General features: G+C 74.4%; 22 protein-coding genes. 13 read left to right on the top strand and 9 right to left on the bottom strand.

Features of this window, described 5'->3' with window-relative positions; genetic code table 11:
- Window positions 1–145: 145 nt before the first annotated feature.
- Window positions 146–916 carry an LOG family protein gene (locus I003_RS0119525; protein ID WP_051368340.1) on the top strand — a complete coding sequence of 257 codons (771 nt, stop codon included), beginning with the start codon at window positions 146–148 and terminating at the stop codon, window positions 914–916.
- Window positions 917–950: 34 nt separating this feature from the next.
- Here the strand turns inward: I003_RS0119525 and folP are convergent, their stop codons facing one another.
- Complete coding sequence (gene folP, locus I003_RS0119530; protein WP_027773047.1) at window positions 951–1,811, bottom strand: dihydropteroate synthase; 861 nt, start codon at window positions 1,809–1,811, stop codon at window positions 951–953.
- Between the two features lie 216 nt (window positions 1,812–2,027).
- Here folP and I003_RS0119535 point away from each other — a divergent pair, with 216 nt between their 5' ends.
- Both I003_RS0119535 and I003_RS0119540 read left to right on the top strand, forming a co-directional pair.
- Window positions 2,028–2,522, top strand: coding sequence for a DivIVA domain-containing protein (locus tag I003_RS0119535; protein ID WP_027773048.1), 495 nt, complete (start codon window positions 2,028–2,030; stop codon window positions 2,520–2,522).
- The gene (locus I003_RS0119540) at window positions 2,519–3,100 is read left to right on the top strand and encodes a DNA-3-methyladenine glycosylase I (protein ID WP_027773049.1); all 582 of its coding nucleotides are present in this window, start codon (window positions 2,519–2,521) and stop codon (window positions 3,098–3,100) included. Before I003_RS0119535 ends, I003_RS0119540 begins: the two co-directional genes overlap by 4 nt.
- A 197-nt stretch (window positions 3,101–3,297) precedes the next feature.
- Here the strand turns inward: I003_RS0119540 and chcB are convergent, their stop codons facing one another.
- Window positions 3,298–4,101, bottom strand: coding sequence for a 2-cyclohexenylcarbonyl CoA isomerase (gene chcB / locus I003_RS0119545; RefSeq protein ID WP_027773050.1), 804 nt, complete (start codon window positions 4,099–4,101; stop codon window positions 3,298–3,300).
- 340 nt (window positions 4,102–4,441) lie between these two features.
- Here chcB and I003_RS34960 point away from each other — a divergent pair, with 340 nt between their 5' ends.
- Window positions 4,442–4,609: a DUF3117 domain-containing protein gene (locus tag I003_RS34960; protein ID WP_018834979.1), complete on the top strand. Its 168-nt coding sequence runs from the start codon at window positions 4,442–4,444 to the stop codon at window positions 4,607–4,609.
- Between the two features lie 136 nt (window positions 4,610–4,745).
- Here I003_RS34960 and I003_RS0119555 read toward each other — a convergent pair whose 3' ends face one another.
- On the bottom strand, window positions 4,746–5,321 hold the full coding sequence (locus tag I003_RS0119555; protein WP_486584299.1) for an O-methyltransferase: 576 nt from the start codon (window positions 5,319–5,321) through the stop codon (window positions 4,746–4,748).
- Window positions 5,322–5,675: 354 nt separating this feature from the next.
- Here I003_RS0119555 and sigE point away from each other — a divergent pair, with 354 nt between their 5' ends.
- From sigE to I003_RS0119580, 5 genes are all read left to right on the top strand, one after another.
- Window positions 5,676–6,476: an RNA polymerase sigma factor SigE gene (sigE, locus tag I003_RS0119560; protein WP_199784327.1), complete on the top strand. Its 801-nt coding sequence runs from the start codon at window positions 5,676–5,678 to the stop codon at window positions 6,474–6,476.
- Complete coding sequence (locus I003_RS0119565; RefSeq protein WP_027773052.1) at window positions 6,473–7,273, top strand: anti-sigma factor; 801 nt, start codon at window positions 6,473–6,475, stop codon at window positions 7,271–7,273. Before sigE ends, I003_RS0119565 begins: the two co-directional genes overlap by 4 nt.
- Window positions 7,274–7,425: 152 nt before the next feature.
- On the top strand, window positions 7,426–10,443 hold the full coding sequence (locus tag I003_RS0119570; protein ID WP_027773053.1) for a trypsin-like peptidase domain-containing protein: 3,018 nt from the start codon (window positions 7,426–7,428) through the stop codon (window positions 10,441–10,443).
- A gap of 146 nt (window positions 10,444–10,589) precedes the next feature.
- Complete coding sequence (locus tag I003_RS0119575) at window positions 10,590–11,066, top strand: sec-independent translocase (protein WP_027773054.1); 477 nt, start codon at window positions 10,590–10,592, stop codon at window positions 11,064–11,066.
- A gap of 164 nt (window positions 11,067–11,230) precedes the next feature.
- Entirely contained in the window at window positions 11,231–11,875 is a 645-nt protein-coding gene (locus I003_RS0119580; RefSeq protein ID WP_027773055.1) for a hypothetical protein, read from the top strand.
- Window positions 11,876–11,998: 123 nt separating this feature from the next.
- On the opposite strand, the gene I003_RS0119585 is transcribed toward I003_RS0119580, so the two are convergent.
- Window positions 11,999–13,135 (bottom strand): Mrp/NBP35 family ATP-binding protein, encoded by a 1,137-nt coding sequence (locus I003_RS0119585; protein WP_078564185.1) that lies wholly within the window; start codon window positions 13,133–13,135, stop codon window positions 11,999–12,001.
- Between the two features lie 95 nt (window positions 13,136–13,230).
- Here I003_RS0119585 and I003_RS0119590 point away from each other — a divergent pair, with 95 nt between their 5' ends.
- Window positions 13,231–13,950, top strand: a complete 720-nt coding sequence (locus tag I003_RS0119590; protein WP_027773057.1) for a hypothetical protein — start codon at window positions 13,231–13,233, stop codon at window positions 13,948–13,950.
- A gap of 153 nt (window positions 13,951–14,103) precedes the next feature.
- Here the strand turns inward: I003_RS0119590 and I003_RS0119595 are convergent, their stop codons facing one another.
- A complete protein-coding gene (locus I003_RS0119595; protein ID WP_027773058.1) occupies window positions 14,104–14,625 on the bottom strand; it encodes a hypothetical protein in 522 nt (173 codons plus the stop codon).
- Window positions 14,626–14,662: 37 nt separating this feature from the next.
- Complete coding sequence (locus I003_RS0119600; protein WP_027773059.1) at window positions 14,663–15,772, bottom strand: magnesium and cobalt transport protein CorA; 1,110 nt, start codon at window positions 15,770–15,772, stop codon at window positions 14,663–14,665.
- 478 nt (window positions 15,773–16,250) lie between these two features.
- Between I003_RS0119600 and I003_RS0119605 the strand changes: the two genes are divergently transcribed.
- The 3 genes from I003_RS0119605 to I003_RS0119615 all read left to right on the top strand — a co-directional run bounded on the left by I003_RS0119605 (window position 16,251) and on the right by I003_RS0119615 (window position 18,579).
- A complete protein-coding gene (locus I003_RS0119605) occupies window positions 16,251–16,859 on the top strand; it encodes a suppressor of fused domain protein (RefSeq protein ID WP_027773060.1) in 609 nt (202 codons plus the stop codon).
- A gap of 137 nt (window positions 16,860–16,996) precedes the next feature.
- Window positions 16,997–17,632: a DUF6758 family protein gene (locus tag I003_RS0119610; protein WP_027773061.1), complete on the top strand. Its 636-nt coding sequence runs from the start codon at window positions 16,997–16,999 to the stop codon at window positions 17,630–17,632.
- Between the two features lie 101 nt (window positions 17,633–17,733).
- Window positions 17,734–18,579, top strand: a complete 846-nt coding sequence (locus tag I003_RS0119615) for a PHP domain-containing protein (RefSeq protein WP_027773062.1) — start codon at window positions 17,734–17,736, stop codon at window positions 18,577–18,579.
- A gap of 120 nt (window positions 18,580–18,699) precedes the next feature.
- On the opposite strand, the gene soxR is transcribed toward I003_RS0119615, so the two are convergent.
- The 3 genes from soxR to I003_RS0119630 all read right to left on the bottom strand — a co-directional run bounded on the left by soxR (window position 18,700) and on the right by I003_RS0119630 (window position 21,845).
- Window positions 18,700–19,155, bottom strand: a complete 456-nt coding sequence (gene soxR, locus I003_RS0119620; protein WP_027773063.1) for a redox-sensitive transcriptional activator SoxR — start codon at window positions 19,153–19,155, stop codon at window positions 18,700–18,702.
- Between the two features lie 52 nt (window positions 19,156–19,207).
- Window positions 19,208–20,077 (bottom strand): alpha/beta fold hydrolase, encoded by an 870-nt coding sequence (locus tag I003_RS0119625; protein WP_027773064.1) that lies wholly within the window; start codon window positions 20,075–20,077, stop codon window positions 19,208–19,210.
- Between the two features lie 319 nt (window positions 20,078–20,396).
- A complete protein-coding gene (locus tag I003_RS0119630) occupies window positions 20,397–21,845 on the bottom strand; it encodes a DEAD/DEAH box helicase (RefSeq protein ID WP_078564187.1) in 1,449 nt (482 codons plus the stop codon).
- Window positions 21,846–22,010: the final 165 nt, after the last annotated feature.

Consider the following 22,010-nt stretch of genomic DNA (forward strand, 5'->3'; position numbering starts at 1 on the left):
CGCGGCCCCCGTCACCGGCTGTTCCGCCGTGGTTCCGGCCGGGGTTCACATGGCTTCGAGCGGCTTCGCCTAGCCTGGGCCGGAGATCGTCGTACGGGGAGAGTCCTGCGGAATCACGAGAAGCCGTACGAATCCGTAGAAAACCATGAGGAACCACGAGGAAGGGAGCGCGCCTGTGGGCAACCGGGACGAGTTCAGGGAGCAGCGGCTCGGCCCCGTCCTCCGCCGCCGCAGCCGCATCCAGCGCGGGACGATGGACCAGCACCTGCTGGACACCCGGGAGCGCGCCGCGGAGTACGTGCACGAGGACCCGTGGCGGGTGCTGCGGATGCAGGCGGAGTTCGTCGAGGGGTTCGGCGCGCTCGCCGAGGTGGGCCCGGCGATCAGCGTCTTCGGATCGGCCCGTACGACACCCGACAGCCAGGAGTACGCGCGGGGCATCGCGATCGGCAAGGGGCTGGTGGAGGCCGGCTTCGGGGTGATCACCGGCGGCGGGCCCGGGGTGATGGAGGCGGCGAACAAGGGCGCGCTGGAGGCCGGCGGGCTGTCCGTGGGGCTGGGTATCGAGCTGCCCTTCGAGCAGGGGCTCAACAGGTACGTGGACCTCGGCGTGAACTTCCGCTACTTCTTCGTGCGCAAGACATGCTTCGTGAAGTACTCCCAGGGCTTCGTGGTGCTGCCCGGCGGCTTCGGCACGATGGACGAGCTGTTCGAGGCGCTGACCCTGGTGCAGACGAAGAAGGTGACGCGGTTCCCGATCGTCCTCTTCGGCAGCGAGTACTGGGGCGGGCTCGTCGACTGGCTGCGCAAGACCGTCGTGGACGGCGGCAAGGCCGCGGAGCGGGACCTGGACCTGTTCCACATCACGGACGACGTGGCCGAGGCCGTGGGGCTGGTCACGAAGGAGACCCCGTAGCGCCGCGGCAGCCCCGGGCCCGTACGGGGGGAGGTCAGGCGAGACCGCGGCGGGCGACCGCGGGCGGGCGGTGGCCGGCGATGGCGGCCACCATCTCCAGCACCTGCCGGGTCTCGGCCACCTCGTGCACCCGGTACACCTGTGCTCCCAGCCACGCCGAGACGGCCGTGGTGGCGAGCGTGCCGACCAGCCGCTCCTTGACCGGTGTGTCCAGCGTCTCGCCGACGAAGTCCTTGTTCGACAGCGAGACGAGCACGGGCCAGCCCGTCGCCGTCATCTCACCGAGCCGGCGGGTGGCCTCCAGGGAGTGCCGGGTGTTCTTCCCGAAGTCGTGACCGGGGTCGATCATGATCCCGTCGCGGCGTACGCCCAGCTCCACGGCCCGCTCCGCGAGCCCCAGGGTGACCCGCAGGATGTCGGCCATCACGTCCTCGTAGGCGATGCGGTGCGGCCGGGTGCGCGGCGGCACGCCGCCCGCGTGGGTGCACACGAGCCCCGCGCCGTGCCGGGCGGCGACCTCGGCGACCAGCGGATCGACGCCGCCCCAGGCATCGTTCAGCACATCCGCCCCGGCCGCGCAGGCGGCCTCGGCGACCTCGTGCCGCCAGGTGTCGACGCTGATGACGACGTCCGGGTGGCGGCGGCGCACCTCGGCGATGAAGCCCGCCGTGCGGCGTACCTCCTCCGCGGCCGACACCTCCTCGCCGGGGCCCGCCTTCACCCCGCCGACGTCGATGATCGCCGCACCCTCCGCGACGGCCTGCTCGACGCGGGCGAGTGCGGGCTCGTCGCGGAACGTGGCGCCCTGGTCGTAGAAGGAGTCCGGGGTCCTGTTGACGATCGCCATGATCACCGGCTCGTGCGCGGCGAAAGTGCGCGACCCCAGTCGCAGCATGCTGCCTCCTCTGACACCCTCCGGGACGGCGGCCCCGGCCTCCTCCAGCGACCTTAGCCCGCGGGCGCGGCAGGGCGGCGGCGCGGCGTGCGCGGTGCCGCGGCGGTCCGTACGCCGGGCCGTGGGGGCTGTCACATCCCCCGGCTATGGTGGGGCGCAGCCACCCGGCGTACCGGGCGAGGCCATCCGGCGCCCGGCTGTCCACGGGGAGACATCGTGTTCTGGTTCATGCTCATCGCCATGGTCGCGGTCGTCGCCGCGGTCACCGTCGTGCTGGCGGGAAACGGCGAGGAGGAGCTCACCGAGCCGCGGCCGGACCGGCTGCACGACCCGCTGCCGCCCGACCGCCCCCTCGGGCGCGCCGACATCGACGCGCTGCGGCTGCCGGTCGCGCTGCGCGGGTACCGCATGGACGACGTGGACGACGCGCTCGACCGCGTCGCCGCGGAGCTGGCGGAGCGGGACGCGCGGATCGCGGAGCTGGAGGCGGCCCTGGCGGGTGCGCACGCGGCGGCGTACCGCGGCGGACGGCTCGGCGGGCAGGCGTACGAGGACGCGCCGCCCGCCCCGGCGGACTACCGGGGGGCGGGCTTCGGAGGCACGGACCTGGGCATCGGGGGTCTGGGCGGCGGTGCGGACTGGGCCGACCGGGACCTGGACGGCCGCGGCAACGGCGGTGTGGAGGCGGACGGCCGGGACGGGCGGCCATGAGCGCCGACGGCGGGGCCGTGGCCGGGCCCGACGGGCTGCTGCGCTGCCCGTGGGGGCTGTCCTCCGAGGACTACGTCGCGTACCACGACGAGGAGTGGGGCCGGCCCGTGCACGGCGACGACGCGCTCTTCGAGCGGCTGTCGCTGGAAGCGTTCCAGTCCGGGCTGTCCTGGCTGACGATCCTGCGCCGCCGCGAGGGCTTCCGGGCCGCCTTCGCCGGCTTCGCGATCGCCGCGGTGGCGGAGTTCGGCGCCGAGGACGAGCGCCGGCTGCTCGCCGATCCGGGCATCATCCGCAACCGGCTGAAGGTGCAGGCCACGATCGCCAACGCCAAGACCCTCGCCGGCTGGAGCACCGGCGAGCTGGACGGCCTGATCTGGTCGTACGCCCCGGACCCCGCCGGCCGCCCCGCGCCGCGCACGACCGCGGACGTTCCGGCCGTCACGCCGGAGTCGACGGCGCTGGCCAAGGAGCTGAAGCGGCGCGGCGTGCGGTTCGTCGGGCCGACGACGGCGTACGCGCTGATGCAGGCGTGCGGCCTGGTCGACGACCACCTCGCCGACTGCCACGTGCGCTAGAAGCGGGCAGGGCCGCGGTCCGGCCGCATGCGGGCCGGACCGCCGCGGCGGCGGCCCCGTCCGCCCGGCGCGCACGTGCGCCGGAGATCACCCGCGAGCCCGGCCACAGCCGGAGCCGCCGGCGCTCCCCGTCCCGCTGACGCCCCCGCCGGGACCCGGCGGGGCAGCGCCTGCCCGGCCCCGTGAGGCGGACGCGTTCAGCGGCCCGTGAAGCGCGGCTCCTCCTTCGCCACGAAGGACTCCACCGCGATCCTGTGGTCCTCCGACGCCCCCGCCCGGGACTGCAGCTCCGCCTCCTTGGCCAGCGTCTCCGCCAGGCCGTGCCCCGCCCCGTACGCCAGCGACTCCTTGATCGCCGCGTACGCCCCCGTCGGACCCGCCGCGAGCCTGCGGGCCACCGCCGCCGCCTCGGCGGCCAGGTCCGCGGCCGGCACGACGACGTTGGCGATCCCCAGCGCCAGTGCCTCGTCCGCGGAGATCCGGCGCGGGAAGAGCAGCAGGTCGGCGGCCCGGCCGTGGCCGACGAGGCGGGGGAGGGTCCAGGAGACCCCGGAGTCCGCGGTCAGCGCGACGCCCGCGAACGAGGTGTTGAACGACGCGCTGTCGGCCACCACCCGGTAGTCCGCCGCGAACGCGAAGCCCGCGCCGGCCCCCGCGGCGACCCCGTTCACGCCCGCGACCACCGGCTTCGGCATCCCGGCCAGGGTGGCGGTGATGGGGTTGTAGTGCTCGGAGACGGTGTCCATCGCGTGGTCCGTACGCTGCGCGGCCCGGGCCGCCGTGAGGGTGCCGATGTGCTCCTTGAGGTCCTGCCCCACGCAGAACGCCCGCCCCGCGCCGGTGAGCAGCACGGCCCGTACGGCGTCGTCCCCGGCCGCCTGCCGCAGGGTGTCGCGCAGGGCGTTCTTGGTCCCGTTGTCGAGGGCGTTCATCGCGTCCGGGCGGTTGAGGGTGACGGTCGCCAGTCCGTCGGCGACGTCGTACAGAACGGTGTCCGCCATGCTCTTCCCTTCGCTACGCCCCGGATCACCGGGGCTGCGCCGCGTCTCGTCCGGTGCCGTCAGCATGGCGGAGATCACGTCCCCGCGACATGTGACGTGCGTCAAATGGAAACGCGGCATGCTTCGGCCGGGAAGGGCGCAGTATCGCATCCCTCTGGCGGGAATTGGGAGGTTTTGCGGTCGCACGTCGTCGAGAGTATGCCGACCGATGTTGGTCATCAGCACCGGCAATGCGGGATAATGGGCGAGAAGCACTGTGTTCGATGCCGGTGGCGACGAGCCTGTCCACGGGCCGTCGAAGCTTCTCAACGAAGAGCTGGTTTCAGGAAGGGGAACGAGCATGGCGGCCATGAAGCCGCGGACGGGCGACGGCCCGCTCGAGGTGACCAAGGAGGGGCGGGGCATCGTCATGCGCGTTCCGCTCGAAGGCGGCGGGCGGCTCGTCGTCGAGCTGACCCCCGATGAAGCCGACGCGCTCGGCGACGCCCTGAAGAAGGTCGTCAGCTAGTCGGACCCAGGTCCGGATGAACCCCGCATGCGCCCCGGCCACGTGGTGGCCGGGGCGGATCGTCCTCCGGGCCCGGAGCCGACGCGCCCCGGGTGCCCGTCGCGCCCCCGACCGGCCGACGCGTCCGTGACGTCCGTCACGCCTCTCGCTTGACGGCGCAGAGCAGCCCGTCCCCCACCGGCAGCAGTGCGGGCATCAGCTCCCGGCTCTCCTTCACCGCGCGCAGCAGTTCACGCAGTTTCTGCACCTCGTCGGGCTGGGCCGCGGAGTCCACGGTGCGGCCGTCGGCGAAGACGCCCTCGAAGCACACGACGCCGCCCGGGCGCAGCAGGCGCAACGATTCGCCCAGATAATCCATGCACTCCAGCGGGTCGCCGTCGCAGAAGACCATGTCGTACGAACCGTCGGCCAGCCGCGGCAGCACGTCCAGCGCCCGCCCGACGATGATCCGCGCCCGGTTCGCGGCGAACCCCGCCGCCCGGAAGGCCTGGCGCGCGAACTGCTGCCGCTCCGGCTCCGGGTCCACGGTCGTCAGGACCCCGCCGGGGCGCATGCCCTGCAGCAGGTGGATGCCGGAGACCCCGGTGCCGGTGCCGATCTCGACCACCGCCTTGGCGCCGGCCGTCGCCGCCAGCAGCCGCAGCGCGGCCCCGGCGCCCGCGGACACCTGGCGCAGCCCCGCCTCCAGGGCCCGCTGGCGGGCCCAGTGCAGCGCCGCCGTCGCCGAGCCCTGCGCACGCGTCGAAGCCGCCGGGTCGCCCGGGGTAACCCCGGCCCGGCCGCTGCCGGCGTCCGCGGCACCGTCCGTGCCGTACGCCTCCGCGAACGACCAGCTCGCCAGCCGGTTGCCGGTAATCGCCTTCTCCTGTTCCCCGTTGGCACCTGCACCTGCATCCGTCGCAAGCGTGACTGTATCCGCTGCCCCTGGGAACCTGCTGGCCGGACCGTGCGTTGGGGGAGACGGAAGTGATACGGACGAGGTAAGGATGCCGGCGGGGATGGTTCCGCTGAATGCGGGAAAATACCGGTCGGAAGAGCTTATCCGGAGCTAACGGGCGAGGTGGATATGGTAGGGGGCCTACTGGACACCACCAGAGCCACCAGGGGAGGTGCGGCCGCGTCCGGCGACCAGGGCGCCCTGCGGCGATTGCGCAGGGGGTCCCGAGGACCGGATGAGCCGAAATCCGTGACTGACAATGCTGACGACCGCAGCCACGCCACCGACACCGTGACCGTTGCCGGATTCTCCGCGTTCCCGGCCGACGACGCGTCGTCCAAGGGGTGGACTCCGCCTTCGTGGGAGGAGATCGTCAGCACCCACAGCGGTCGCGTCTACCGTCTCGCCTATCGCCTCACCGGGAACCGGCACGACGCCGAGGACCTCACGCAGGAGGTCTTCATCCGCGTCTTCCGGTCGCTGTCGACGTACACCCCGGGGACGTTCGAGGGCTGGCTGCACCGCATCACCACGAACCTCTTCCTCGACCAGGTGCGGCGCAAGCAGCGCATCCGGTTCGACGCGCTCGGGGACGACGCCGCCGAGCGGCTGCCGAGCCGCGAGCCGTCGCCGCAGCAGCACTTCAACGACACGCACTTCGACGCCGACGTCCAGCAGGCGCTGGACACCCTTGCGCCCGAGTTCCGGGCGGCGGTGGTGCTGTGCGACATCGAGGGTCTGTCGTACGAGGAGATCGCCGCCACCCTGGGCGTCAAGCTGGGCACGGTCCGCAGCCGGATCCACCGCGGCCGTTCCCACCTGCGCAAGGCGCTCAAGCACCGCTCCCCGGAGGCGAGGGCCGAGCAGCGCTCGCTCGCCGGGGCCGGGCAGGGCGCCTACGGCTCGGACGAGGAGGGCGGAACGCTGTGAGCGGCCTGGGCGGGCTGTCGCCCGCCGAGCAGCACCTGGGCGAGGCGCTGGCGGCGCTGGTCGACGGGGAGCTGCCCCACGACTCGCGGGACCGCGTGCTCGCGCATCTGGCGACCTGTCCGCGGTGCAAGGCGGAGGCCGACGAGCAGCGTCGGCTCAAGAGCGTGTTCTCCGCCGCCGCCCCGCCGGCGCCCTCGGACGGGCTGCTGGCCCGGCTGGAGAACCTGCCCGGCGTCGACCTCGACGACGCCGCCCGCCGGTCGCCCTTCGGGGGCGGGTCCGGCGGCACCGCGCGTGGGGGCGGCAGGCCCGGTGGCACCCGCGCGGCCCGGACCTCCGGCTTCGGCGGCGGCGTCCTCGACGGCGCGGTGCTCGACGGCGGCCCCGGATTCCCGATCCACCAGGTCGAGCGGCCCTCCGTCGCCCGCGGGCGGCGCTTCGCGTTCGCCGCCGCCGGCGCGGTGTCCTTCGCCGCCCTCGCCCTGGGCGGCGCGCTGCCCATCGAATCGACCATCGACCCCGCGGGCGGTTCCCCGGCGGTCACCCCCGGCGACCGGGGCGAGCCCGCGCGCTATTCGTACGACCCGCAGCTCTCCACCACCGGCGGCGCGCAGGACGCCGGCCCGGTCCAGCCGTACACGACGCAGAGCGGCCCGGTGCAGATGGCCGCCTCCGCGAAGGCGGCGACGACCGCGACGCCGCAGCCGCCGCTGCTGTCGGTCTTCGCGGCCGCCGAGCCGGCGACGTCCGCGCCGCAGACCGCACTGAGCGGGAGGAACACCCCCTCGCCGCAGTGACGGCCCACGGGGACCGGCGAGGCGTCGGTCCCCGGGCGATGCGCCGGACCGCATGCACCTGATTGAATCGCTAGGGCCTGCCCGGCGGGTGAGCAACAACTGCGGGCCGCGACGGTCCGCGCCCAGTCGCATGCGGAACGTGTGGGGAGAACATGGACCAGGGGAAGCCGAGTTGGTGGAGGCAGGAGCCCGGCGAGCCTCCGCGCGAGGCCGAGTCGGACACCACCGGACCGCCCGCCGACTCCGACACCTCCGTGCCACCGGCGGCCCGGCCGGAGGACGCGGGCCCGCCACCGGGGTACGACCCGGAGGTGGACCAGTTGCGCCGCGTGCGCCAGGCGCTGCGCGAGTGGCGTGACGGGGAGGACGACTACCACAGGGAACGGAGCCGCCCCGCTGCGGGGAGCGCGGCGGACGCCGGGGCGGCCCCGGCGGGCGGTACGCAGACGCCTGTCGCTGACGGCGCGGCGACTCCCGCGGAGAGCCTGCCGGCTGACGGCGGCCCGCCCCCGGCACAGGGCGCGGGTCCGTACGGTGCACAGGATCCGGCCCCGGCGGCCGGCACCCCCGAACCGGTGGCGGACGCCGTACCCGTACCGGGCGATGCCGCGGCCACGGCGGGTGGGCCGGCCGGGACCCCGCGTGCGGACGAGGAGGCCGTGCAGAGCACGGACGCCTCCGCCGGCCCGGTCGGGGCCGCGGACCACCCGGTTGCGCGCACCGCGGAGACCGGCGGGCCGGCCACGAGGGCGGACGGGGGCACGCTCCCGACGCGCCCCCGGGCGGCGGAGACGCCCGGCCCGGCGACAGCCGCGGACCGGGCACCGGAGACCGGCGGGCCGGACACGGAGCCGGGTGCGCTCCCGGCCCGGCCCGTGACCGCCGGCGCCGAAGGCACCGCGGCGCAGCCGGACAGCGCGCCCTCACCGGCTTCGAAGGCCCCCTCGTCCGCCGTGGGCCGGGACCAGGACGCTGCCGCGACCGACCCGGCTGCCGGTACGTCCCCCGCCGCCCCGGCCGAGGACGAGGGCCCGGGCGCACGGCCCTGGGAGGTCGGCGTGCGGCCGTACCCGGGTGCCGCGGGGGCCGGGGCCGAGGACTCGCCGGGCGGCAGAGACATACCCGCCGCGGTGTCGGCCGTGGCGGGTGCCAGAGCCGGCCGGGCGGCCCTGCCACAGCACGGCGGACCGGACGGCCCCGAGACGCCGGCCGCGCCCGCAGACGGTCCGCAGGACGCCGCAGAGCCCGCGAGGACGCCCGAACCCGCGCCCGGGGACCGTACGGCCGCCTCCGGCCGGGAGGACCCCGCGAAGACCCCGGAGGACGCCCCGCCGCCGGACCCCTCCGGGCGGTCCGGCGGATACGGCGAGACACCCCGGCAGGACCCGCGGGACGCCGCCGGGACCGCGCAGGCACGCCGGGGCGGCGACGAGGCGGCAGGCCGGCCGGACGGGGCCGCCGCCCCGGGGCCGGGCGGCGTGGAGGACGACGACACCACGCAGCTCGCCGTCATCTCCGACTCCGGCGCCCGCCCCGCCGCGGACCTCCCGGGCCCGCGGCGGCCCGCGGCCGACGCCCCGGCGCCGCCCGCCACCGCGGGCGGGAGCGGCGGGGACGACGTGCCGCCCCGGCCCCCGCCCGCCGACACCCGCTACCCCGCCCCGCAGGCCGGCCCCGCCGGCCCGCCCGGCGGCCCCGGGCCGCAGGGCGGGCCCCGTGCGCCGTACGGGCCCGGCGCCCAGATCCCCGCACAGGGCGCGCCACCGCCCGGCGGCGCGCCCGCGCCGGGCGGGCACGGGCCGGGCGGGCACGGGCCCCAGGGCTCCGGACGGCCTCCCGGCGCGCAGCAGCCCACCGCGCACGGCATGCCCGGGCCGGGCGGATCCGGTTCCGGCGCCCCCGGGTTCGACGGCTCCGGGCGGCCCTCCGGCGGGCCCGCTGCGACCACGCCCCAGGGCGCCCTCCCGCAGGGGGCTTCGCCGCAGGGCCAGTGGCAGCGGTACGACCCCTGGGCACCCGCGCACGCGGCACACGCGCCGGAGCGTCGCAAAGGGCGCGTGGCCACCCTCGTCGGGGCTCTCGTCATCGCGCTCGTCGCCGGCGGCATCGGCGGCGCCATCGGCAGCTACATCGAGCGCAACGGCACCCCCGGCCGGCTCGAACTCGACCAGTCCTCCTCCGCCGACGGCGGCGGCAAGCGGCCGCCCGGCAGCGTCGCCGGGATCGCCCGGTCCGCGCTGCCCGGGGTGGTGACGCTGCGCGTCAGCGGCGTCGCCGAGCAGAGCACCGGCACCGGCTTCGTCCTCGACAGGCGCGGGCACATCCTGACCAACAACCACGTCGTGCAGCCGGCCGAGGAGGGCGGCGACATAACGGTGACGTTCAGCGGCGGCGAGTCCAAGTCCGCCGAGGTCGTCGGCGGCGACGCCGGGTACGACCTCGCCGTCGTCCGCGTCAGGGGTGTTTCCGGGCTGAAGCCGCTGCCGCTCGGCAACTCACGCTCCGTCGCCGTCGGCGACCCCGTCGTGGCCATCGGGGCGCCGTACGACCTGCCCAACACCGTCACCGCCGGGATCATCAGCGCCAAGGAGCGCCCCATCACCGCCGGCGGCGAGGAGGGCGACGGCAGCGACATCTCGTACGTCAACGCCCTGCAGACCGACGCCCCCATCAACCCGGGGAACTCCGGCGGGCCGCTGCTCGACTCCCGGGGCCGCGTGATCGGCATCAACAGCGCCATCCGCGGCGCCGACAACGGCAGCGGCGAACCGCGGACCGAGCAGGGCGGCAGCATCGGCCTCGGCTTCGCCATACCGGTCAACAAGGGCGCGGAGGTCGCCGAGGAGCTGATCAACACCGGCAAGGCCACGCACCCCGTCATCGGCGTGACGCTGAACATGCAGTACACCGGCGACGGCGCCCAGGTCGGCCTCTCCGCGGAGGAAGGCGGCACCGAGCCGGTCACCCCGGGCGGCCCCGCCGACACCGCGGGCATCGAGCCGGGGGACGTCATCACCGGGGTCGACGGCCAAGCCGTGCACAACGGTGAGGAGTTGATCGTCAAGATCCGCAGCCGCAGCCCGGGTGACGACCTGAGCCTGACCGTCGAGAGGGACGGGGAGGAGTTGACGGTCGATGTCACGCTCGGCGAGGGGGAATCCACCGACTGACCCCGTCAAACACCCCCAAACCCCCGCATCGGCGGCGGCTGACCAGTCCACCGCGGCCGATGCGGTACTCCCGGTGGGGCGGGGTCGCCAGGTACCGTGAGAGTCGCCCGCAGCGGGCCGACGGACAGGACAGCAAGGAGTGCCAGGTGTTCTTCGATATAGGACCCCTCGAGCTGATCGCTCTCATCATCCTGGCCACGATCGTCTTCGGCCCCGACAAACTGCCCAAGGTCATCCAGGACACCATGCGGTTCGTCCGCAAGGTCCGGGAGTTCTCCGACTCCGCCAAGGAGGACATCCGCAAGGAGCTGGGGCCGGAGTTCAAGGACTTCGAGTTCGAGGACCTGAACCCGAAGAACTTCGCCAAGAAGCACCTCCTCGACAACGACGACCTGGGGCTGAAGGAGATCCGTAACGGCTTCGACCTCAAGAAGGAGGTCGCCGAGATCGGCGAGGCGGCGCGCACCGTGGGGGACATCGAGGACGACGGTGCGACAGGCGGAAAGCGGTTGAGCCTGACGAAGGACGGCGGCAGCGACACCGGCGGCACGAGCGACGCCGCAGGTGAGGCCAAGAGCACGGCCACCGCCCAGCGCCCGCCGTATGACGCGGACGCCACCTGATCGGCTCACATATCAGACCACCTGCCTGTCCTAGCGTATGCAGGTGGATATCCTCCCGTGTGTCTGGGTGAGCGCCCGGCATGCGGTGTGCCAGGCGGGGCGTGCGCCCCGGCGGGGGGCGACCGCCGAATGACAGGTCCAGGCCACGAGGAGGCACCACGCTGATGGAGATGACGAGCGAGGCGGAGCCCGGGGGGACGGTTCAGGAGTCCGAGCCACGCCTGGTGGACAGCTTTTTGCGGGCGCCCTTCCCGTGGTACGGGCTGGACGACGCGTTCGCCGGCCCGCGCTGGCTGCAGACGACCGGCGGGGACGGCGGTGTGGAGCACGGCACGGTGGGCCACGGGGACATGCCCTCGTACCTCACCGAGGCGGGCATGCGCGAGCACCGCTTCGCGGTGGTCGTGACCGTCGCGAGCCGCCCCGTGCGGCGCAGCGCGGACGGCACCGGGGTGCTGGAGGCGACGTCCGTGTCGTCCGCGGCCTGGCTGGCGGGCTCGGGGCTGCTGTCGTGCACCTGGCCGGGGCAGATGGAGCGCCAGATGCGCGAGGAGTGGCTGGACCAGCAGACGTCGGTGGCCTGGGAGCTGGCCGACGACCTGGAGGGGTCCGGCTGGTCGGCGCTGTCCCTGCCGGTCGACGGCGAGGCGACGCAGTTCCACTACCGCGAGTCGGAGTTCGGCTGGGTGCTGGCGGGGACGACGCAGAAGCAGGTGCACCTGGGCGCGTACGGCCGCGGCATGAGCGCATACGGACTCGGGTTCTCGGCGATCAAGGACATCACGACGTACGAAGACCGCCGCGGCTAGCCGCCCGCGGCGCTCCGGGGCGCGGATCGCGTACGGGCCGCGCCCCCCTGCTCCATAGCGCCGGGGGCGTACGCCCCTGCCCTGCGCGTCCCGCCCCGCGGCCGGCGGCCCGGGGCGTACCGCTCAGAACTTGTTGCGCGGCGTGACGCCCAGCGACATCCCCGCGAGCCCGCGGGGCCGCCCGCCGAGCCGCGCCGCGACGTCGCGCAGCGCCGCGCCCGCGGGGGAGTCCGGATCGGTGAGGACGACCGGCTTGCCCTCGTCGCCGCCGGCCCGCAGCGTCACGTCGATCGGGATCGCGCCGAGCACCGGTACCTCCGCGCCCGTCGTGCGCGTCAGTCCCTCGGCGACCTGCTTGCCGCCGCCGGTGCCGAAGACGTCGACCATCTCGCCGCAGTGCGGGCACGGCAGGCCCGACATGTTCTCCACCACGCCGACGATCTTCTGGTGCGTCTGCACGGCGATGGCCCCCGCCCGCTCGGCGACCTCGGCCGCGGCCTGCTGCGGCGTGGTGACGACGAGGATCTCGGCGTTCGGCATCAACTGCGCGACGGAGATCGCGATGTCGCCGGTGCCCGGGGGGAGATCGAGGAGCAGTACGTCGAGGTCGCCCCAGAAGACGTCCGCGAGGAACTGCTGGAGCGCGCGGTGCAGCATCGGGCCGCGCCAGACGACCGGCGCGTTGCCCGGCGTGAACATCCCGATGGAGATGACCTTCACGTCGTGCGCGGTCGGGGGCATGATCATGTCCTCGACCTGGGTGGGCACGTCGTCCGTGCCGAGCATGCGGGGTACGGAATGGCCGTAGATGTCGGCGTCGACGACCCCGACCTTCAGCCCGTCCGCCGCCATCGCCGCCGCCAGGTTGACCGTCACGGACGACTTGCCGACGCCGCCCTTGCCGGACGCCACCGCGTACACCCGCGTCAGCGAGCCGGGCTGGGCGAAGGGGATCTCGCGCTCCGCCTTGCCGTCGCGCAGCGACGCGGCGAGGGCCTTGCGCTGCTCGTCGCTCATCACGTCCAGCTCGACGGTGACGGACGTCACACCCGCGACCTTCCCGACCGCGTCGGTGACCCGTGAAGTGATCGTCTCCCGCATCGGACAGCCGGCGATGGTGAGGAAGACCCCGACGGCGACCGAGCCGTCTGTCCCGATCTCGACCGACTTGACCATGCCGAGGTCGGTGATCGGCCGGTGGATCTCCGGGTCGTTCACCGTCGCGAGCGCGGCGCGCACCGCCTCTTCTGTGACAGCCATGCCACCAGCGTACGGCCGAGTGCCACGGGCGGGGAAAGCCAGGTGCCCGGGCGCCCGGTACGCTGCCGCTCGTGATGAGGAGATCGGCCTTCCGGATGGTGCTGTTCGCTGTCTCCGCCACCGTTCTCGCCGGCTGTTCCGAGGACGGTCCGCAGGCGGGTGAGAACGGCGTCGGGAAGCTCTCTCCCGAGAGCATCAGATCGAAGGCGGAGAAGGCGGCGGCGGGCGCGAGCTCGGTGCGGCTGGCGGGCACGCTCGTGAGCAACGGCGAGCCGGTCAAGCTCGACATGAGGCTGTCGTCGGCCGGCGGGGTCGGTGAAGTGTCCACCGGCGGCATGACGTTCTCGCTGCTGCGTGCGGGGGAGGACCTCTTCCTGAAGGCCGGCGACGAGTTCTGGCTGCACCAGGACGAGGGCAAGGACGGTGACGCCAAGCCCTCGAAGGCCGATATAGCCGCCGCGCAGAAGCTCGACGGCAAGTACGTCAAGGTGCCTCCGGAAGACACGGCGTACAAACAGCTCAGCGGCTTCACGGAGATGAAGGTTCTGCTCGACGGGCTGCTGAAGCTCGACGGCGAGCTGGCCACCGAGGACAACGGTGAGGTCGACGGCGTCACCACGATCCGGGTGACCGCCGACGACGGCGCGGGCGGCGCGCTGGAAGTGGCGCTGGAGGGGCGGCCGTTCCCGCTGCTGCTGGAGCGCGCGGGGGACGCGGGCGAGCTGCGGCTCGTGGACTGGGACGAGGAGTTCGAGGTCAACGCCCCGCGCAAGGAAGAGGTCGTGGACTACGGGAAGCAGATCTCGGCGGACTGAACCGGCCCCGCCCGCGCCCGGCTTGAGCCCGCCGCAGGGCCCCGCCGCGTGACGGCCCGTCCCGTACGGCCCGCTCACCGGCTGCTTCCGGCCGTACTTCCCGCCGTGGGCCTTTCCTGCCGTCCGGCGCTGCGCCGTACGACGCGCAGCGTCTCAGCCGCGCCGCCTGCGCCTGAACAGCAGCCGCGGCAGCGCCGCCGGCGCCGGCCGCCGCGTCACCGCCGGGGTCGCCGGCGGCGGGGCGGCCAGCGAACCGGACGGCAACCCGTCCGCGGCCACCGCCGCGCCGTCCCGTGTCAGCCGCAGCACCCGGCTCTCCCGGGCCCAGCGCTCGGCGAGGTGGTCGGCGTCCACGGCGTTGAGCCGCTTGGCCTTCAGCTCCTCCACCGCCGACCGCCATGCCTCGCTCTCCGGCGCCGGCTCCGCCACCCGCGCCGGCCACGCGACCAGCCGGCCGCCCTTGTCCTTGCTGCGCGCGTGCACGGTCACCACGGCCCCGTCGGTCAGCCCGAGCCCGTCGAGCGGCTGCTCGTCAGGCCCGTCGCCGACGAGGACGACGGCGCCGTCGAGCCAGACGTGCCACAGCGCGCGCTGCGTGCCGTCGGGGCCCTCGATCCACACGAGCCCGGACTTCTTGGCGGCTTCTTCGGCGAGGGCGGCGGCGATCGGCTCCATGGGGCGAGCGTAGCCGCCGGGCCCCGGGCCCGTACCCCTACAGCCAGCCGTTGCGGCGGAAGCCGCGGTGCATGGCCAGGCAGATGCCGAGGATCAGGGTGAGCACCAGGGGATAGCCGAACTCCCACTCGGTCTCCGGCATGTGGTCGAAGTTCATGCCGTAGACCCCGGCGATCATCGTCGGCACGGCGAAGATCGCCGCCCACGACGTGATCTTCCGCATGTCCTCGTTCTGCGCCACCGTGGCCTGTGCCAGATTGGCCTGGAGGATGGAGTTGAGCAGTTCGTCGAAGCCGACCACCTGCTCGTGCACGCGCGCCACGTGGTCCGCGACGTCCCGGAAGTACTTCTGGATCTCCGGGTCGACGAACCGCATCGGCCGCTCCGACAGCAGTTGCATCGGCCGCAGCAGGGGCGCCACCGCCCGCTTGAACTCCAGCACCTCGCGCTTGAGCTGGTACACCCGGCCGGCGTCGCTGCCGCGCCCGCTGCGGCCGTCGCTCGGCGAGAACACGTCGATCTCGACCTCGTCGATGTCCTCCTGGACGGCGTCGGCGACGACGAGGTAACTGTCGACGATCTGGTCGGCGATGGCGTGCAGCACCGCGGACGGGCCGGTCGCCAGCAGCTCCTGGTCCTGCTCCAGCCGCGCGCGCAGCGCGCGCAGCGAGCCCTGGCCGCCGTGCCGGACGGTGATGATGAAGTCCCGGCCGGTGAAGCACATCACCTCGCCGGTCTCCACCACCTCGCTGGAGGCGGTGAGTTCGGCGTGCTCCACGTAGTGGAGGGTCTTGAAGACGGTGAAGAGGGAGTCCTCGTACGGCTCCAGCTTCGGCCGCTGGTGCGCGTCGATCGCGTCCTCCACGGCCAGCGGGTGCAGCCCGAACTCCTCGGCGATGCCGGCGAACTCGCGCTCCGTCGGCTCGTGCAGCCCGATCCAGGCGAAGCCGCCCCCGCCGCGCACCCTGCGCATCGCCTGGGCGGGGGAGAGCCGCTCGCTGACGCGCCGGCCGCCCTTGTAGACGGCGCAGTCGACGACGGCGCTGACGGTGGCCGGGTCGCGGGTGGGGTCGTAGCCGTGCGGGGACTGGCTGAGGCGCTTGCGGGCGGGACGGACGACGGCTCGCAGGTCGCGGATCATCGACATGGGCGAACTCCTTCACGCTCCTGCCGGGCGCGGGCCAACGCTGCCGGGAATGGGGATCTACGCAGAGGTACACCCACAAAGCGGGCACCGCTGAACGCGCCGACGGCACGTCAGTGGACAACGACGGACAACGCGTGCTCAGCCGCCAGGCGCCGAACGGCGCGGCCGGGGGCCGGCCAGGAGGTCCCCGCGTCGCTGCAGGGGAAGGCCGGTGAAGGTCAGTGAGCGCCGGGCCGGGCGGGAGAGCTGTCGGTACTGCAAGGTCGGCTCGGATCCACCGCAGTCCCCACCTCCTCCGGCCGGGCCCTGTCGAAGGGCGTGTCTGTCAAAGCCGTTCGCATGCTGCTCATGTGCCTGAGTGCCGGGCTGTGCCCGCGCCGTACGTACGACGCGCACCAAGCCGACACGCAAGGTTACCAGCCGCCGGTGAACCGGCCGGCCGGCGTTGACGGTTCCCCCGCGGCCTAGGCTGGGGCCCATGGCGTACGACGACGTGCTCACGCAGGTGGAACAGCGGCTGACCGGGGCGTTCGGCGAGCCCGGCGCGCGGGCCTCCGTGACCTTCGTCGGCACCGACCGCATCGAGGTGGTGCGTTTCACGTCGGCCACGGCCGAGGGCGAGCCGCTGCTGCGCTACGTCACCCTCGGGATGTCCGCCCGGCCCATGACCGACCCCACGCAGGTGCTGGCCGACCCGCTGCGCGGACCGCGGGCCGAACTGCTGCTGACGGTGCGGGCCGGGCGCGCCGACACGGACAAGGTGCTGCGTCCGCTCGCCGTCCTCGCCGCGTCGCCCCAGGTGGAGGGCGTCGTCGTGGCGCCGGGGGCGTCGCTGGAGGTGGGCGGGCCGCTGTGGCCGGGGGCGCCGTTCCGCGCGGTGCTGGTCGCGGAGCCGGGCGGGCTGGTGGACGACGTGGTGCTGCCCGGGCCGCGGGAGCCTGTGCGGTTCCTGCCGCTGCTGCCGATGACCCCGAACGAGGCCGCGTGGAAGCGGGTGCACGGCGCGGCGGCGCTGCAGGAGCGCTGGCTCGACGCGGGCACCGACCTGCGCGACCCGCTGCGCCGCGGGGTGGACCTGGGCGCGTAGCGGAGCCCGGCGCGCACGCCGTACGCGGCGGGGAGACGGGGACGGGCCGCGCGCACACGCCGGGGCGCCTTGCCGGGCGGCCCCGGACGGGTGATCGTCCTTGACGGCGCGGCGGCCGGGGAGGACCGTAAGTTCCTATGAGGGGCGAACCCAGTTGCCCGAAGTGCGGCGGGCGGGTCCGGGCGCCCGGTCTCTTCACCGACTCCTGGCAGTGCGAGCGGCACGGGCCCGTACAGCCGATGCAGCCCGTCATACCGCCCAGCGTCGAGGCGCTCGGGGTGGTGGTGCACCGGGCCCAGGTGCCGGTGTGGATGCCGTGGCCGCTCCCCCTGGGCTGGCTGTTCACCGGCGTCGCCAACGCGGGCGACGACCGCAGCGGGGGCCGGGCCACCGCCGTCGCCTGCTCCGGCCCCGGGCCGCTGGGCGGACCGGGCGAGCTGATCCTCGTCGCGGAGGAGCTGGGCGTCGGCCTCGGCGCGCGCTTCGCCGGCGTCCAGGGGCCCGACCCCGGCCCGGGCATGTGCACCGACAAGCCGCCGGACGCCAAGGTCATCGCGGCCGGCCGGCCCACTCCGCTGTGGCACGTCGGCGGCGTGCCTGCGGACCGGGCCGTCTTCGCCGGGGAGGCACGCGGGCTGTGGCTGTGGGCCGTGGTCTGGCCGGAGCAGTCCGGGCTGCTGCTCTACGACGAACTGGTGCTCACCGACCTGCGCGATGCCGGCGCGGAGATCGAGCTGCTGCCCTGCGGCGCGCTCTCGCCACGGCTGCTGTAGCGGGGGCGGTGCAGGGAGGCACCCTTCGTCAGTTGGACACCGCGCCGGGACCGTAAGCTGGGTGCTTCCCAGCGACCCCGAGCCCGTGCGAGGTACCGTCTGTGCGCATCGACCTGCATACCCACTCCGCCGATTCAGACGGTACGGACACCCCCGCCGAGCTGGTACGCAAAGCGGCGGCCGAGGGCCTGGACGTCGTCGCGCTCACCGACCACGACGGCGTCGGCGGCCACGCCGAGGCGATCGAGGCGCTGCCCGAAGGGCTGACCCTCGTCCCCGGCATGGAGCTCTCCTGCGACCTCGGCGGCATCAGCCTGCACATGCTCGCGTACCTCTTCGACCCCGAGGAGCCGGAGCTGACCCGCGAGCGCGACGCCGTGCGCAACGACCGGGTGCGCCGGGCGCGGCTGATGACCGAGCGGCTGATCGAGCTGGGCGTCCCCCTCACCTGGCAGCGGGTGCAGGAGATCGCCGGCGAGGGCGCCATCGCCCGGCCGCACGTGGCCAGCGCGATGGTCGAGGCCGGCGTCGTCCCGTCGGTGAAGGACGCGTTCACCGACGAGTGGATCGGCTCCGGCGGCCGGGCGTACGTGGAGAAGCACGAGCTCGACCCGTTCGACGCCATCCGCCTGATCAAGGGAGCCGGCGGCGTCACGGTCTTCGCCCACCCGCAGGCGGTCAAGCGCGGCGTCTGTCTGCCGGAGAGCGCCGTGGCGGAACTGGCCGCGGCCGGCCTCGACGGCATCGAGGTGGACCACATGGACCACGACGAGGAGACCCGCGCCAGGCTCCGCGGCACGGCCGCGGACCTGGGCCTGCTGGCCACGGGCTCCAGCGACTACCACGGCGCCCGCAAAACCTGCGGCCTCGGCGAGTTCACGACGGCCCCGGAGGTCTACGAGCAGATCGTGGACCGCGCCACGGGCGCAACCCCGGTCAAGCGCTGACCGCCTGCCCGCCGGCGGGCGGCCGGCAGGCGCGGCCGTCCGCCGGGATCCCGGCGGGGCGGCAGATCGCCGGCCCGGCCACTGAGTTCGTCCGGCAGGCGTGAGGCGCGTACCGCGTCGTCAGATGCCGAGGCCGCGTGCGCCCGGGCCGCGCTCGCCCAGCCGGTCGTCGGTGTTGGCCAGCGCGCACTTGTCGAGCGACAGGCAGCCGCAGCCGATGCACTCGGTGAGGTTGTCGCGCAGCCGCTCCAGCCGGCGGATGTGGGTGTTGAGGTCCCTGCGCCAGCCCTCCGACAGCCGCGCCCAGTCGCCGCGGGTGGGCGTGCGTCCCTCCGGCAGCACCGCGAGTGCCTCGCGGATCGTCGCCAGCGGGATCCCCACGCGCTGCGAGGCGCGGATGAACGCGACCCGGCGCAGGGTGTCCCGGGAGAAGCGGCGCTGATTGCCCGAGGTGCGGCGGCTGCTGATCAGGCCCTGGCGCTCGTAGAAGCGCAGCGCGGACTGGGGGACTCCGCTGCGGTCGGACAGCTCGCCGATGGTGGCTTCCTTGGCACGCGGGGACAGGTGCTGCGTCATGTCCGCCAGCGTAACCCGACGTCAACCACGGTTGAGCTGCGAAGCTGCCCGGTCAACCCGCCGCCGGGGCGGCCGACCAGAACGCGGCGAGCGCGGCGGCGGTCTGGGCGGGGTTGTCGACGTTGGGGGAGTGGTCGGCGCCGTCGACGACCGTGCGGTGGGCCCGCAGCCGCCGCGCCATGTCGTCCATCTGCGCCACGGGCCACACGTAGTCGGACACGCCGGTGAGTACGTGCACGGGCAGCGGCAGACGGGCCAGCTCCGCGGTCCTGTCGGGCTCCTCGCGCAGTTGCCGGGCGGTGGCGATGAGCTGGGCGGGGCTGGTGCCGAGCCAGCGGCGGTGCAGGAAGTCCTCCACGTCGGCGGGGGTGCGGGCGTCGGCGGCCTCCGGGGGGTCGAAGGCGCGCATGGCCTGCCAGACGGTCTCCATGTCGTACGCGGTCAGGGCGTCGCCGAGGAGCTTCGCGCGGGACTGCTGCTCGTCGCAGACGACGCCGGGGCCGCTGCTCATGAGGGTGAGCGAGGAGAACGCGCCGGGGTCGCGGAGGACGGCGGCCCGGGCGATGTGGCCGCCGAGGGAGTGCCCGAGGACGTGGGGCGGAGGGCCGTCGGGTGTGCCGGTCGCGGCGGCCAGCGCGAGCACGTCCTGCGCGAGTTCGTCCTGCGCGTACGCCTCCTCGTCGGCGGGACCCGCCGACTCGTACTGCCCGCGGCCGTCGACGGCGAGCACGCGGTAGCCGGCGGCGGCGAGGGGGCCGAGCAGGGCGATGAAGTCCTCCTTGCTGCCGGTGAATCCGGGCAGCAGGAGCGCGGTCCCGTGTACGGGCCGCCCGGCCCGCAGTGCGGCGAACACACCCCGCGGGGTCTCGATCCGCAGGGCCTCGGCCCCGGCCGGCAACGCGACGAACGGCGGCTTGCTCATCCCCCGACCCTAGCCCCGGCCGGCCGGCCCCCGGGCACGGACCCCGCTCCGCGGCACGGGCGGGCCGGTGGGACCGGGCGGGACCCCGGGCCGCCACGGCGTCCCGCGGGCGGGCGCGCCGGCGCCTGCGGCGAGGGTAGCGCCACGAGGGGCGCGGGGGCTCTCGCGCCGGTGCTCGGCTCCGCCCGGCCCGCGTCTCCGCGGCGGCGTCGCCGCGCGCCCGGACCGCGAACCTCGCTCCGTCCGCGGACACACCGCGGGCCCGGGGCGTACGTCACGACGTACGCCCCGGGCCCGTCGGGGTTGTCCTGCCGTGCTCCTACTCCGCAGCCGGCTGGCCCGCGTTGCCGCTGCGCGTACGGCGACGGCGGCGGCGGGGCTTGCGGGTTGCGGCGGCGTCCGCCGTGGCCGTGGCCGGCTCCGGCGCGGTCTCCCGCGGCTCGGCGGCGCCCTCGGCGGCCTCCGCCGCCACCGGCTGCCCGCTGCGCGTACGGCGGCGCTGCCGCTGCGTGCGGCTGCGCTTCGGCCGCTCCTCGGCCGCCGCCCGGCGCGAGCCCGCACCGCGGCGTCCGCCGCCGGTCTCGCCCAGGTCCTCCAGCTCCTCGGCGCCGAGCCCCGCGCGGGTACGCTCCGCGCGCGGCAGCACGCCCTTCGTGCCCTCCGGGATGCGCAGCGCCTCGTACAGGTGCGGGGAGGTGGAGTACGTCTCCTCGGGGTTCTCCAGGTCGAGCTCCAGCGCCTTGTTGATCAGGTGCCAGCGCGTGATCTCGTCCCAGTCGACCAGCGTCACCGCCGTGCCGGACGCGCCCGCGCGGGCGGTGCGGCCGATGCGGTGCAGGTACGTTTTCTCATCTTCCGGCGTCTGGTAGTTGATCACGTGCGTGATGCCGGCGACGTCGATGCCGCGCGCCGCCACGTCCGTGCAGACCAGCACGTCGACCTTGCCGTTGCGGAACGCCCGCAGCGCCTGCTCGCGGGCGCCCTGGCCGAGGTCGCCGTGGACCGAGCCGGCGGCGAACCCGCGCCGCGTCAACTGCTCCGCGACGTCCGCGCACGTGCGCTTCGTACGGCAGAAGATCATGGTCAGCCCGCGGCCCTCGGCCTGGAGGATCCGCGCCAGCATCTCCGGCTTGTCCATCGAGTGCGCGCGGAAGGCGTGCTGCTCGACGGCGGCGACGGTCGCGCCGCCGTCGTCCGGCGCGGTGGCGCGGATGTGGGTGGGCTGCGACATGTAGCGCCGGGCGAGGCCGATGACCTGCCCCGGCATGGTGGCCGAGAACAGCATCGTCTGCCGCTTGGCGGGCAACTGCTGGATGATCTTCTCGACGTCCGGCAGGAAGCCGAGGTCGAGCATCTCGTCGGCCTCGTCGAGCACCAGCACCTTGATCTTCGACAGGTCCAGCTTGCGCTGGCCGGCGAGATCGAGGAGGCGGCCGGGGGTGCCGACGACGACGTCGACACCCTTCTTCAGCGCCTCCAACTGGGGCTCGTACGCCCGGCCGCCGTAGATCGACAGCGCGCGGACGTTACGGACCTTGCCGGCGGTCAGCAGGTCGTTGGTGACCTGGACGCACAGCTCGCGGGTGGGGACGACGACGAGCGCCTGCGGGGCGTTCGTCAGGGCGCCGGTGTCGGCGCGACCGGACTCGACGTCGGCGGGGACGACGACCTTCTCCAGCAGGGGAAGGCCGAAGCCGAGCGTCTTTCCGGTACCGGTCTTGGCCTGGCCGATCACGTCGGTGCCGGCGAGGGCCACGGGAAGGGTCATCTCCTGAATGGGGAAAGGAGTGGTGATTCCCACGGCCTCCAGGGCCTCAGCAGTCTCGGGGAGGATCCCCAGGTCTCGAAACGTGGACAGGATGCTTGCCTCTTCTGTCGGTCGCGGCGATCGGCGGGGGACGGGGGTCGTACCGCACAGGGTGGTGCGGGACCA

The sequence above is a fragment of the Streptomyces sp. CNQ329 genome (genome assembly GCF_000482585.1).